Source organism: Acidobacteriota bacterium (genome assembly GCA_009691245.1).
Taxonomy (GTDB): Bacteria; Acidobacteriota; Terriglobia; order 2-12-FULL-54-10; family 2-12-FULL-54-10; genus SHUM01.
Window position 1 is genome coordinate 1 of the sequence record SHUM01000074.1, and the last position, 13307, is coordinate 13307.

11 protein-coding genes are annotated in these 13307 nt (G+C 57.6%); 7 read left to right on the top strand and 4 right to left on the bottom strand.

All coding sequences use genetic code 11. The features are described 5' to 3' along the window. The first annotated feature begins 874 nt into the window (after nucleotides 1-874). The gene (locus EXQ56_13655; protein ID MSO21474.1) at nucleotides 875-4042 is read left to right on the top strand and encodes a hypothetical protein; all 3168 of its coding nucleotides are present in this window, start codon (nucleotides 875-877) and stop codon (nucleotides 4040-4042) included. Nucleotides 4043-4210: 168 nt separating this feature from the next. After that, nucleotides 4211-6130 carry a hypothetical protein gene (locus tag EXQ56_13660; GenBank protein MSO21475.1) on the top strand — a complete coding sequence of 640 codons (1920 nt, stop codon included), beginning with the start codon at nucleotides 4211-4213 and terminating at the stop codon, nucleotides 6128-6130. A 20-nt stretch (nucleotides 6131-6150) separates the two neighbouring features. On the opposite strand, the gene EXQ56_13665 is transcribed toward EXQ56_13660, so the two are convergent. Both EXQ56_13665 and EXQ56_13670 read right to left on the bottom strand, forming a co-directional pair. Beyond that, a complete protein-coding gene (locus EXQ56_13665; protein ID MSO21476.1) occupies nucleotides 6151-6714 on the bottom strand; it encodes a hypothetical protein in 564 nt (187 codons plus the stop codon). A gap of 709 nt (nucleotides 6715-7423) precedes the next feature. Continuing rightward, nucleotides 7424-9076: an ATP-binding cassette domain-containing protein gene (locus EXQ56_13670; protein ID MSO21477.1), complete on the bottom strand. Its 1653-nt coding sequence runs from the start codon at nucleotides 9074-9076 to the stop codon at nucleotides 7424-7426. A gap of 165 nt (nucleotides 9077-9241) precedes the next feature. Between EXQ56_13670 and EXQ56_13675 the strand changes: the two genes are divergently transcribed. Further along, nucleotides 9242-9418 carry a twin-arginine translocase TatA/TatE family subunit gene (locus tag EXQ56_13675; protein MSO21478.1) on the top strand — a complete coding sequence of 59 codons (177 nt, stop codon included), beginning with the start codon at nucleotides 9242-9244 and terminating at the stop codon, nucleotides 9416-9418. Nucleotides 9419-9493: 75 nt separating this feature from the next. Here the strand turns inward: EXQ56_13675 and EXQ56_13680 are convergent, their stop codons facing one another. Further along, nucleotides 9494-10144, bottom strand: a complete 651-nt coding sequence (locus tag EXQ56_13680) for a septum formation inhibitor Maf (GenBank protein MSO21479.1) — start codon at nucleotides 10142-10144, stop codon at nucleotides 9494-9496. Between the two features lie 180 nt (nucleotides 10145-10324). On the opposite strand from EXQ56_13680, the gene EXQ56_13685 reads away from it, so the two are divergent. The 4 genes from EXQ56_13685 to EXQ56_13700 are packed head-to-tail and all read left to right on the top strand — an operon-like array spanning nucleotide 10325 to nucleotide 12824. Then, the gene (locus tag EXQ56_13685) at nucleotides 10325-10663 is read left to right on the top strand and encodes a DUF721 domain-containing protein (GenBank protein ID MSO21480.1); all 339 of its coding nucleotides are present in this window, start codon (nucleotides 10325-10327) and stop codon (nucleotides 10661-10663) included. Beyond that, nucleotides 10660-10959: an Asp-tRNA(Asn)/Glu-tRNA(Gln) amidotransferase subunit GatC gene (gene gatC, locus EXQ56_13690; GenBank protein MSO21481.1), complete on the top strand. Its 300-nt coding sequence runs from the start codon at nucleotides 10660-10662 to the stop codon at nucleotides 10957-10959. Before EXQ56_13685 ends, gatC begins: the two co-directional genes overlap by 4 nt. Next, a complete protein-coding gene (gene gatA, locus EXQ56_13695) occupies nucleotides 10956-12452 on the top strand; it encodes an Asp-tRNA(Asn)/Glu-tRNA(Gln) amidotransferase subunit GatA (GenBank protein MSO21482.1) in 1497 nt (498 codons plus the stop codon). Before gatC ends, gatA begins: the two co-directional genes overlap by 4 nt. Nucleotides 12453-12482: 30 nt before the next feature. Then, on the top strand, nucleotides 12483-12824 hold the full coding sequence (locus tag EXQ56_13700; GenBank protein ID MSO21483.1) for a hypothetical protein: 342 nt from the start codon (nucleotides 12483-12485) through the stop codon (nucleotides 12822-12824). A 126-nt stretch (nucleotides 12825-12950) separates the two neighbouring features. Here the strand turns inward: EXQ56_13700 and EXQ56_13705 are convergent, their stop codons facing one another. Next, entirely contained in the window at nucleotides 12951-13292 is a 342-nt protein-coding gene (locus EXQ56_13705; GenBank protein ID MSO21484.1) for a hypothetical protein, read from the bottom strand. Nucleotides 13293-13307 lie beyond the last annotated feature (15 nt).

A 13307-nucleotide genomic window follows, 5' to 3' on the forward strand; every position in this document is an offset into this window, starting at 1 on the left:
CCCTGTTCTCTTCCGCCAGGTAATCGATCATGTGCTGTTGATGCTGGTTCAACCAGCCGGCAAACGCCAAGAAGAGAAACCGAAACGGATCAAGGATGCTCGACATCCGAAGATTTTAGCACCCTGAGCTCGGGCCAGATGCCCGAGTCCACCGATCTTTAGAATCAAGCAGATCGAGTTTTTGGACCATACGGGGTGAAGGTGTGATCATCGGCTAAACTCTAGCAGACGAATGGGCGTTAACTTGACGATGCCGTCGCAAGTGCTCAAATTTGGCGACCGCTGTCGCGAACGATTTAGGATCAAGAGTTGATGCTTAATGAGAACGGACTCGGCGACCACGGAACGAATGCCGCTCGGCCCCAGGAGCCGACCAAGAGTAGCCAACACACGGACAAAAAGGATGACGAGATTGCGCATCCCAGCATATTAGCAAAACCCGCTAACGCCATGAAATTGTATCCCAAAATAACAATTCGCCAGGGACAGGCTCCTTCCGTTAGCGCCGATCCGAACAGAACGAAAACTAAAACAGGAACTTCCTACTTTGCGAACAATAGACACTTTCTGTTTTGCGTTGACAATTAGAAATCTTTTCTTGACAATCTCTATCAGCGTCGCCCTAATGATGCCAACTGATCGAACCTTGCGGGACACAATATGCCGTGGCTGCAATCGTGCAAACTAATAGTTCCGCAGCATCCAGTTGACCGCTGGCTAGGGGGGGTGGATTGTGTCATTCCTGCTCACAGCGCCTCAAATCCTGAAAACGTCCTGCAATCCAATTCAACTTCCGCGCCTCACACCGCTGCGCAGGCAGGCAAAATAGTCTGTTCTGCGTTATCCAAAGAAGAATCGAGAAGGAGGTATTTCCATGCTGACCAGGCAAGCTCTGTCGATATCCCTGATAACACTGCTGGCTTTCGCAATGACAGCGAACGCCCAGGTAATTACCGGAACCATATCGGGAACGGTGAAAGACGGCACAGGAGCGATATTGCCGGCCACCACCCTAGTGGTGCTGAACGAGGACACGGGCATCTCCCGGTCCGCGCAGACTGATGCGATGGGGCGGTACGTGGCCGCCATGCTGCCGCTCGGAAGTTATCGCGTAACGGTAAGCCTGGTGGGATTCCAGACAGGAACACGGCGGGGCATTGAGCTGACAGTCGGCCGGCAGGCGGTGGTGGATTTTGAGTTGACCGTGGGAGCGATCAGCCAGACCGTGGAAGTTACCGGCGAGGCGCCGCTGATCGAAACACGGGAATCTGCTGTGAGTTACCTGGTGAGTGAGGCCACCATCAGCGATTTGCCCCTCAATGGCCGCGACATCACGCAACTCATCCTGCTTCAGCCCGGCGTCAGCCTGGCCGAAAATAGCGCCACGGGAAATGCCTACGTGGGATTTGGGAAGAAGTTCAGCATCGGCGGCATGCGCGGCGAGGACAACGCCTATCTGCTGGACGGCGGCTACATCAACAACATGAATCGGCAGCTCCCGTCGGGACCTTCCGGCGCTCTGCTTGGGTCGGAGACTGTGAAGGAGTTTCAGGTTCTGACGAACAGTTACGGTGCGCAATTCGGCCGTGCCCTGGGCGGCGTTTTCAATGCCGTCTCCAAATCGGGCAGCAATGAATGGCATGGCAACATGTTCGAGTATTTTCGCGACAACGATCTGGATGCACGGAAATTTTTTGACCGGCAAGTGCAGGCCACCGACCCCCGCAATCCGGAATTCCGGCGCAATTCGTTTGGCGGTTCGGCAGGAGGCCCCATTGAGCGCGACCATTCCTTCTTTTTCGCGTCTTATGAAGCGATGCGGGAGGCAAAATCCGAGACGAGTTACCGCGTGGTTCCCGACGAAAACGCGCGAAGGGGGAACATCCAGGGGGTGGCTCCATTCACCGTTTCTCCAAGGGTAATTCCATTCTTGAATTTATTTCCGATGCCCAGCGCGCAAGGCGCCCGGTTTCCAACGGATGGAACGGCGCAGTACATTTTCATCGGAGGGACTCCGGCTCAGGACGATTATGGCCAGGGGAGGATTGACTACCAGCTTTCGGACAACATGTCATGGTTCGGCCGATTTACCGGTTCGAACGCTCATAAGACCTTCCCGGAAAGCTATCCGGGCTACGAAACTACTCAGGTTATGAATACCCGGCTACTAACGATTTCGGAAACGCAAATCCTCTCGCCCAGCATGCTCAATACGGTCCGGGTCCATTTCAATCGTATTGACCCGCAGGATGTTGGGAAGTATCCTGTGGGCGATCCCAGCGTGGTGTCTAACCCCAGCACCACCATTCCAGCCAGCATCAATCCGGGCAGCGGAGTAACCGCCAACGCGGGAGCTCCCAAACCGTTTGACCGCTGGGTCACCAACCGCTACAACTTCCAGGAGGAGATGAGTTGGACGCTCGGCGGCCACGGACTTCAGTACGGCGGGATGATGGAGCGGCTGCAGTTCAACATGGTCACTCCGAACCGTCCGTTTGGGGAATGGACGTGGTCTCTGCTCCAGGATTTCCTCCAGGGAAATAACCCGGCGAGCTATCGCGGTACCCCAGAATCCTTCGGCAACACCAATCGCGGTTTTCGGCAGTGGTTCATGGCGTTGTACATTCAGGATGACTGGAAATTCAGCAACCGAGTGACGCTGAACCTGGGTGTTCGCTGGGAACCTTATACAGTACCCACCGAGGTCAACGGCAAAGTCGCCAATCTCCGCCACCTGTTGGATACCTCGGAGACCATTGGGAATCCATATTGGAAGAACCAGTCCTGGACAGATTTCGCACCCCGCATTGGCTTCGCCTGGAGTCCGCTCGGTCCCGGGACTTCGGTTCGCGGCGGCGCAGGGCTATTCTATGTTCCCAATGACCCATCAACCTACCGGTCAGCGGCCAATCGAAACATGTTGTTCCCTGAATTCCAATTTAGCAGCCCGCAAGGCTTCCCCAATGCCTTGGCGGCGATTGCGGCGGCTCCTGCCGCGGAAGCGCCGGAAGCCATACCGTATGAGAATCACCGCAGTCCCCATGCGTTGCAGTACAACCTGAATATCCAGCAGCAAATTGGCGCAAACAGTGTGATTTCGATTGGCTACGCTGGTGCTCGCGGCCTAAACGCCACCTGTTTCTGCCAATACAACTCGCCGGCTCTAGTCTATAACGGTCGTTCGCTGGAGGTGCCCGTCGGAGCCACCCGTCCTAATCTTCGTTACCAGGACATCAAATACTACGCCAACGCCGCGGACTCCTGGTACAACGGGATGATGGTTTCCTTGCAGCGCCGTTTCTCGAGCGGCTTGCAGACGCAGGCCTCCTACACCTTTTCCAAGGCTCTTAGCACGGCCGATAGCAACAGCAAAACGGATAGTTCCGGCGGCGGCGGCGGCAGCCCCAAGTACGCCTCCGACCTGCGGACGGCCAAAGGATACAGCGGCTATCACATTGCTCACGTGCTGTCTGCCAATTATGTTTACGACATTCCTGGTGGCCAGGGATTGCATGGCACCGCCGGGCACTTGAGCTCCGGCTGGCAGATTTCCGGGATTGTCAGCCTGAAGACGGGGCAGCCTTTCAACGTCAACGCAGCCGTCCCAACCGCATTGAGCGCTCTGGGATTAACCCGCTCTCCGATCTTGAACAGCGCTTTCCCGAAGGAACAGATCATTCTGGGAGGGCCGGATAAGGCGCTCAAGTACTTCGATACCACCGCGTTCCTCGCTCCCAGGCAACCCGTCAACAACACCAACAACGCCACCGGAGGCGAGATCGGGAACGTGGTAAAGAACTTCCTGATCGGGCCGGGCACGGCAACCTGGGATTTTTCTCTAACCAAGAACGCGACATTGACGGAGTCCTGGCGAATGCAGTTTCGGGCGGAGTTCTTCAACATCCTTAACCGGGCGAACTTTGCCAAACCGGCGGCGAGCATTTTTAACGCCAGCGGAGTCCTCTCCGGCAGCGCCGGCAACATCAGCAATACAACCACTGAAGGCCGGCAAATTCAGTTCGGTCTGAGGCTGAACTTCTAGCGGTTTTTGTAAACTGTAAGGTGTCATTCCGAGCGAAGCGAGGAATCTGCTTTGCTGTTTGCCGCATTGACAGCGAAGCGGATTCCTCAGCCCGGCTAACATCGTTGGTCTTCGGAATGACGGTTCACTGGGGTTTTTATTGCAGACCGGGAAAGAAACTCAGGAGGAATGATGAACTTCAATTCGCGATTCACTCTCGTTATCGCCGCACTCATGCTGATCGTCGTGACTAGCGCCAGACCCGTTGCGGCGGCCACGCCGCTGGAAGCGGACCTGGTGATTTTCAACGGCAAAATCCTCACCGTGGACAGCCCCGATCCAGAAAATTTTCGCATCGCGCAAGCCGTCGCCGTCTATGACGGCAAGTTCCTGATCATCGGCAGCAACGCCGAGGTGCTGGAGTATGCCGGGACGAAAACTCAGAAGATTGATCTCGGCGGGCGCACCGTGATCCCTGGCCTGGTCGAAACGCACAATCACGTACAAACCTTCGGCAATCGCTGGTTAACCGCCGAGGAGCGGCGCGGCGAGCCTCCTTTGCAATGGAACACGAAGGAAGAGGGGCTGGCGCAGTTGCGCTCCATGGCTCTCTCGAAGAAGCCCGGCGAGTGGATCACGCCCTCGCTGCGCGGCCTGGCCTTCGGCCTGGCCTTTCGGCGTGGCGAAATTTCGCGCGCGGAACTGGACCGGGTTACGCCCAATAACCCGGTTCGGCTGGCCAGCATCTTCAACAGTCCCACCGGCGACAGCTTCATCAACGGCAAGGCGGTCGAGATTCTGACGGCGCGCTACCCGGACCTGCCCGGTATGCACAAGGACAGCAAGGGAGTCCTCACGGGCTGGCTCAGTGGCGTGGCGGATCAATTGATGGAATACGAATTCATGCCTCTGGCCGCGCCCAGCCACTGGGGGCCGGTGCTGAAGATGGGCCTGGAGGAAATGGCGGCGGCGGGCATAACCACCAACTCGACGCGCCTCGCCCCGCAGGAAGTGGCTGGCTATGCCTGGCTGAACAGCCGCGGCGAGATGCCCATCCGCATGGCTTTTTCGCTGGAGAGCAGCGCGCGCACCGCTAATCCCGACGGAATCATGAGCCGCATGGTCGGCATCCAGGGCGGCTACGGCAAGGAAATGTGGGGGCTGGGCGACGACTATCTGTGGGCCATCGGATTGTCGCCCATCAGCATCGACAGCGTGCCCGGCATCGGCGGCTCCTGCATCACCAAGACCTACCCGCGCGAGGTTCCCGAGTTTCCCAATTGGCTCCATCAGCTCTACGGTCCCAACGGCCTGTGCCGTCTGGAAGACCCCAACTACCGAACCGCGGAGGAGTTGCGCGCGGCGGCCAAGTTCGGGTTTCGCATCTCCGGGTTGCACACCGGAGGCGACAAGGGCATCGACAAATTCCTCGACATCATGGAGGAGATGAGCAAGGTCTATCCCGATATCACGGAACGGCGCTGGGCAGTGGACCACTGCCGCTTCCTGACCGACGAGCACGCGCGGCGGGCGCAGAAGATGGGGCTCTTTTTCAGTTGCGGCCCCAAGTATGTCTATGCCGGGGCGCGCGGCGATATCGGCGCGTATTCGGTCCTCTATGGAAGCGAAGTCGCCGCGGACGTGGTGGTGCCACTCAAGCGACTGGTGGATCACAACCTGAGGACCACCATGGAGCTGGACCAGCAGACATTCTATAGTTTCCTGGCTATGGAGATCGCTGTAACTCGCAAGGATGTGAACGGAAAAGTCTGGGGACCGCAGCAGCGCATTAACCGCCGACAGGCGCTTTATACTTATACGCGCTGGAGCGCCGAATACATGCTGCGTGAGAACCGCATCGGCTCGATCGAGCCGCGCAAACTGGCGGACTTCACGGTGCTCGATCGGGATTTCCTAACCATCCCCGATGACGAGATCGGCCAGATCGACCCGGTGCTGACCGTGGTGGGCGGCAAGATCGCTTATTCGCAACCCGCGTTTGCCAATAGCGCCGGATTGCCGGTGGTGGGTTTCCAACAGGACCGGTCGCACTGGCTGCGTGGCACGCCAGAAGACCTGAAGCGCGGAGGCGGTGGCGGCGGAGATTAGGACGCGGCGATTAATCTGATCTAATGGGTAAAGAAGAAGCAGCCAATCTGTGTCTCGTCCTCAGCGGATACAATTACCTTGCCCGCCTCGGTTGCCACCTTCACGGGTCTTCCTGTCGTTCCGGTGGCAACAACGTTATTCGGCTGTAAACTTACAGCAAAAGGTTTTGCGTCCGGGGTAAGGCGGAAATTCAAGAAGATCCATAGGCCGTCAGGTAGCGGCTTGGAACCTGCCCCCGGCGCCGACGCTTCAATCTTCAACCGGGTTCGCGGGAGCCCTTTACTATCCGCAAGCAGTTCTTCAGACTGAACATTCAGTGTGATGTCCTCGCCTTCCGCGGCGCCGCCCGTATCAGCTTTGTCGAATTTCACGCTGTTGCTGATGAAATCTACGGCCAGCGAGATCTTGTTAATCGTGGTTTTTCCCGCATCAAAATAAACCGGAATACTGACGGTGGTGCCGCGATCCCCGGCGACGGTTCCAAATATCACGGTCGGTGAATCAGGGCCGGATGAAGTTTGCGCGGAGAGTCCGGCAGCAACAAGTAAGACCGCCGAAATCAGGAGCGGTGCCATCCGAAGCATGCAAATACGTCTCATTTCCCCACCTCTCTCGCGCTTCCTCTGATTCAATTTCTTTGCATTTCGCTATCGCCGAAAGCCCATTTAACAAAAAACACTGGGTTCCGCACTTATTTTCGGGAATCACCGAAGTGCCAACGATGATGGCCGCTGCGCGCTATGTTAAAACGTGTCGAAGGCCGTTGTCCAGTGATCCTCTTCTGGCACGAGGCTTTCATGTCGAGGCGCACGACATGACTTTTGTACCGGCGCCGGTACAAAAGTGGGCTACTACGGCCTACCGACCGCGTTACAATGCAGCCACGGGCAACGTCGCAACGAGGAAGCGGCAGGCTTCTGCAAAGAGTGTGCCGCAAGTTGTGCCATAACCTACCGACCCATGCCCGTGTAACCCCTTGTTTCTCTAACTGCGTGCTTGTACAATGCGAACAGAGCGGAAGCGCGGCAACCCTCGCAAACACTATCGCTTAGACTCGCTCCAACTACTCGCTTGTCGAATCAGGTGTTGCATTCGCAATGCAGAGGCCGCCGGTTCGATCCCGGCGCCGTCCACCAAAATTCTCAAGCCTTATATTCCCAAACATACTTTAACAATCCCAATTGTTGTCATCCTGAGCGCAGCGAAGGACCTGCTTTATCCACGGTCGAGAAGGGAACAGCAGATCCTTCGCTTCGCTCAGGATGACAGATGGGAGTGTATTTATCGCGCGCTTTAGGAGCGGGATTTCGCTGCTGAGACCGCGGCTTCCGTGGCCTCCAGGTAGGATGCGTAGTTGCCCCTGATGTCCTCGATAGGGCTGCCGGGCGTGGTCTGGAAATGCCAGATGCGCGTGGCCACTTCGTCGATCACATCGTAGTCGTGCGTTACCAGCAGTACCGTTCCTTCAAACTTTTGCAGCGCGATGTTCAGGGCGTTGATCGACTCCAGGTCCAGGTGGTTGGTCGGCTCATCTAGTACCAGAATATTTGGTTTCTGCAGCATCAGCCGGCAGAAGATCAGCCTGGCCGACTCGCCGCCCGACAGAGCATCGGTGGGCTTCAGCGCATCGTCGCCGCTGAACAACATCTGACCGAGCAGGCCGCGTAACTCTTCATTGCCCGCCGCCGGATCAAACTGACGGAGCCATTCGAGCGCGGTGGTTCCCTTGGAAATGGAATCGGTGTGGTCCTGCGCGAAGTAGCCCACTATCGCTTCATGTCCCCACTTCACTTCGCCAGCGTCGATTTGGAACTTCGACTCATCGCCGCTTAGATAACCCGTGGCATTGCGCAACAGCGATCGTAGCAGAGTGGTCTTGCCGGTTCCGTTGCGACCGATCAACGCGATCTTCTCGCCGCGCGTGATGGCGGCGGTGAAGGGTTGAATGATATTCACGCCGTCGTACGATTTAGCTACACCGGTGAACTCCAGCGGATGCCGCCCCGACTGCTTTTTCTGATCGAAGCGGATGTAAGGGCGTTGAATGTTCGAGCGCGCCAGCTCCGTTGTTTGCAGGCGCTCGACTTCCTTCTTGCGCGAAGTAACCTGCGACGAGCGGGTGCCCGCCGAGAAGCGTGCGATGAACTCATTCAATTGCGCGATCTTCTTTTCGCGCTGCGCGTTATCCGATTCAATGCGCGACCGTATCTGCGTCTTGGCGACCACCATGTCGTCGTAGCCGCCGGTGTACATGATGATGGTCTGATAGTCGATGTCGGCGGTGTGCGTGCAGACGCTGTTCAGAAAATGCCGATCGTGCGAAATGGCGATCAGTACGCCCTCATACTTCACAAGATAGTCCTGCAGCCAGTGTACGGAATCAAGATCAAGGTGGTTGGTAGGCTCGTCGAGCAGCAGCGCCATCGGGTTGCCGAACAAAGCTTGCGCCAGCAGCACGCGGACTTTCTGCCCGCCCTGAATCTCGCTCATCTTGCGCTCGTGGAGATTCTCCTCGATGCCCAGACCTGCCAGCAGCGCCGCCGCATCGGATTCAGCTTCGTATCCGCCCTCTTCACCGACAATACCTTCCAACTCGCCGAGGCGCATGCCATCGTCGTCGGTCAACTCTTCCGGCGCTTTCTCATAAAGTGTGTCGCGCTCCTGCAGAGCTTTCCACAGTGGGACGTTGCCCATGATGACCGTGTCGATGACGCGATACGGGTCAAACGCAAATTGATCCTGGTGCAGGATGCCCATCTTCTTCGGACGGATTACTTCGCCTTTGGTCGGCTCGAACTCGGTGGTGAGGATTTTCATGAAGGTCGACTTGCCCGCACCGTTCGGCCCGGTGATGCCGTAGCGGCGTCCGGCGAAGAAGGTGCAGGTGACATCCTCAAATAAGACAAGCGCGCCGAAGCGCATGGATACGTTGTTGATGGAGAGCATAACATTCAATCGTACAACAAATTAGAAGGGATGCGCTACTGGCGGTTGGGGGACACGTTACGCGTGATCGGGGCCAGATGCCTGAATATGCTTTTACTAGACCTATGGATTTTCCTGTAAATGGATAGTAGGATAGGAACAGAACGAGATTTAAGGAGGCACCACATGGGCTCAATTGGACCAATGGAATGGGTTATTATGATTGGATTAGCTTTGTTGATCTTTGGCGGCCGCCGTTTGGGTGATATTGGAAAGGGCTTGGGCGAAGGCATCCGTGGCTTCAAGGCAGCGATTAAGGATGAAGAGAAGCCGGCCGACGCCTCCAAGGGCGCGAAGACCTAAGTACTTTTGTAATTATTTTTCCCGCGTCCCCAGTATCCAATACAGCTAGTAAGTAGCTTGTGGCCGTTCGTGTGCCTACGAATGGCTGGTGCTCGCATGTTCCTCCAGCATCGCGCAGACCAAGGCGATGGGCAGACCTACCACGTTGAAGTAACAACCATCGATACGCTCCACGTACTTTGCGGCTAGGCCTTGGATGCCATACCCGCCGGCTTTGTCATAAGGCTCGCCTGAGTTGATGTAGTCCTCAATTTGCTCCTTCGACAGAGTCCGAAACCGCACGCGTGTGGAAGCCACACGCACGTCGAGCTGAATGTTGGATGATCGCTGAGTCGCGGGGAAGAGGAGCGCGACGCCTGTCAGTACCTCATGCTCCGCGCCCGATAGGAGCACCAGCATGGCGCGAGCTTCATCGGCGACCGCCGGCTTGCCGAGTATTGCGCCGCCAATCACCACCACTGTGTCCGCCGCCAGTATCGGCCAATCAGTTGGGGTTTTATCCGACGCCCGATCAAGCGCCGCCCGAACCACGAGAGCCTTTTTCGCCGCCAGGCGAGACACCAGTTGCTCCGGGCTTTCTCCCGGCAGATGACGCTCATCAATATCGGCAGCCCTGACTTCAAACGCCAACCCCGCGTCAGCCAGAATCTCCCGCCGCCGTGGTGACGCCGATGCCAGGATCAGCTTGGGGTAACCGACTGCAACTTGTAAATTATTTTGTTCCATTGTTCATCCGACCGAAGTGTTGTCATCCTGAGCGTAGCGAAATCGTCTCCGGCCGCCACGCCGTGGCCATGAAACCAGCGCAAGATTCAGGTTATACTAGCCTCCTTGTAGTTGCACAATTTGTTCGCCTGATTCCAGAACCACCGGAACGAATAGATTATTGGGCGCTGAGAGAAAGTCATGCAATCGCTGCGCGATTTCCTGCCACCGGGCTTTTGCGATCAGATGGAGAAAGAGCTCGGGCGCGAAGAGACCTTGAAGCTGCTGTGGCCCGCGATTGTCGGTTCCACGGTGGCGGCCAGCACCAAGCCGCTCTCGCTGCGCGGCGACACGCTGATCGTAGCCGTGCCTGACCGGGCATGGCTGAATTCGCTAGGCTCATTTGAGCAGCACATTCTGAACGCCACCGCCCGCTTCTGGGGGAAGCCCGTGGCCACACGCATTGATTTCGTGCAACCCCCGCTACAAAGCAAAGATGCCACTTCGTCCTCATCTGCCGACAGGAGAGAACCCGCTTGAAGATCACCGAGAAAGACGTTTACTACGTGGCCGCGTTGGCGCACCTCGAAGTAACCGAATCCGAGGCGCAGGAGTACGCGGCAAACATGAGTTCGATCCTGAGCTACGTCGAGAAACTGAACGAGCTGGACACGACCAATGTAGAGCCGATGTCGCAAGTTTTGACGGACTCGGCCGAGGGCAGTTCGCTGCGCTCTGATCAGGTGAAGCTCAGCCTGCCACTCGAGTTGTCTCTCGCCAACGCGCCCGAGTCCGGCGCGGGCCATTTCAAAGTTCCCAAGGTGATCGAGCGATGAATATTGATGTTTCGAAATTGACCATCCCGGAAGTCCGGCGCTTGATTGAGTCGCGTCAGGCCTCGGCGCGGGAAATTTGCGCGGCCACCCTCGAACGTATCGCCACGGAGAATCCGCGCAACAATTCGCTGATCACGGTGATGAACGATCGCGCCTTGTCGCGCGCCGATGAGATTGACAAACTGGCGGCTTCAAAAGCCGGGGGCACCTCGCTGCCCGCCTTGGCTGGGGTGCCGCTGGCGGTGAAGGATGTCATCAATATCCAGGGTACTCGCAACACCTGCGGCTCAAGTATTCTAGAAAACTTCATCTCACCCTACACCGCCACTGCTGTCGAGCGGCTGGAGGCGGCTGGCGCGGTGGTCATCGGCAAGGCCAACTGCGATGAGTTCGCCATGGGATCGTCTAATGAAAACTCTGCCTATGGCGCAGTGCGTAATCCCGTTGATCTGGATCGCGTTCCCGGTGGATCGAGCGGCGGATCGGCGGCGGCGGTGGCTGCGGGGATGTGCGTCGGCTCGCTCGGCAGCGATACGGGCGGTTCGGTGCGCCAGCCGGCCTCATTCTGCGGTGTAGTAGGTCTTATGCCCACCTACGGACGCATCTCGCGCTATGGCCTGGTGGCCTATGCGTCATCGCTCGATCACATTGGTCCGCTGGCGCGCACGGTGGCGGACACTGCTGCGCTGCTCGGCGTGATGGCCGGAAAAGATTCCATGGACTCGACCGCTGCCTCCGCGCCGGTGCCCGATTATCTGGCCGAATTGCAGGGTAGTGTCAAAGGATTTCGCATCGGCGTGCCCAAGGAATATTTCGCGGCGGGCCTCTCTCCGGATGTTCGCGCAAAAGTGGAAGCAGGCATCGCCAAGCTCAACGCGCTCGGTTGCGAGACGGTGGAGATCACCATGCCACACACGCAGTACGCCGTGGGCTGCTACTACATTATCGCCACGGCGGAGGCGAGCGCAAATCTGGCGCGCTATGACGGTGTGCGGTACGGTTTTCGTAATAAGCAGGCCGCGGCTCTCCCCGCAACTCTAAATGCCATGTACAAGCAGACGCGGCACGACGGTTTCGGCGCGGAGGTCAAGCGGCGCATCATGCTGGGGACGTACGTACTCAGCGCAGGATACTACGAGGCCTTCTATCGCAAAGCGCAGCGCGTGCGCAGCCTGATCGCGCAGGATTTTTCACGCGCATTTGAGAAGGTGGACGCCATCGTTACGCCCGTCGCGCCGACTCCCGCATTCAAGCTTGGAGAGAAGACCGCCGACCCGCTGGAAATGTACCTCTCTGACATCTACACCATCACCGGCTCGCTCGCCGGCATACCGGGTATCTCGGTGCCCTGCGGTATTGTTCCGGCAAACCCGGACGGTTCCAGCACGCAACTGCCTGTTGGCATGCAGATATTCGCGCGGCACTTTGACGAAGCCCGCCTACTGCGCCTCGCTCATCAGTTTGAGCAGTCCGGCGGCTTCAGCGGTAAGTAACGTTGACGTAAATTGGATAGGGGAAACCTCGTGCCCACCCGCCTTGGCGACATCATTGACGATTACTGCACGCGCTGTCACATGCTGACTAACAACTCCGTCGAGGCGTTGCTGGGCGATGCGGTGGCAAAAGTCCGCTGCCGCACCTGCGGTTTTTCGCACGATTACAAGCACGGCAAAGTTCCCGAAAAAAAGTCGAAAACAAAGAAGACTTCCAAGCAGGCGGCTTACGATGAAGTGCTGGCTTCGGTGATGTCAGGCATGAGCTTGGATTCGGCGGAGACCGAAGAAAAACCGGCGCGGTCGCGGCGCGAAGTGGAACATCACGGCCTACGTACACTGGCCGCCGCGCGGAAAAAACTGGATAAGTGATGCGACAGAGCCGCGACCGGCAGGGAGCGGACCCGGTTGCAAGGGCGTGGTCCTGATTGACGATTACAGTTCGATGATTGCCGTCTGACCATTGAACGGGCCCGCTCCCTCTCGGTCGCGGCTCTGTTAGGAGTTGGCGGCGGCGCGCTCCAGCGCAGTCAGCGATTCTTCCTTAGTGGGACGGTACTCGGCCTCGCCGGACCATAACCCGCGTTCCAGCAGCCCTTTCAAAATCATCCCGGCGGCCTCTATGGATTCGCGATCCGTCAGCGGCCTGCGCGCCGCTTTCTTGAAATCCGCGAACGACGCGTGCGGCAGCGAGATCACCACCGCGAGATCACCCACCATGAACTTCACATCCACCGTGTCGCTGTGCCGCGGCGAAATACCGGTAGCCAGCGTGTGGAAGCTGCAATCGTAAGTTTGGTTCGACCCTCTGGGGGCCACTTGAAACATTGCGTAACTCATGGGTTTGCTCTCGTC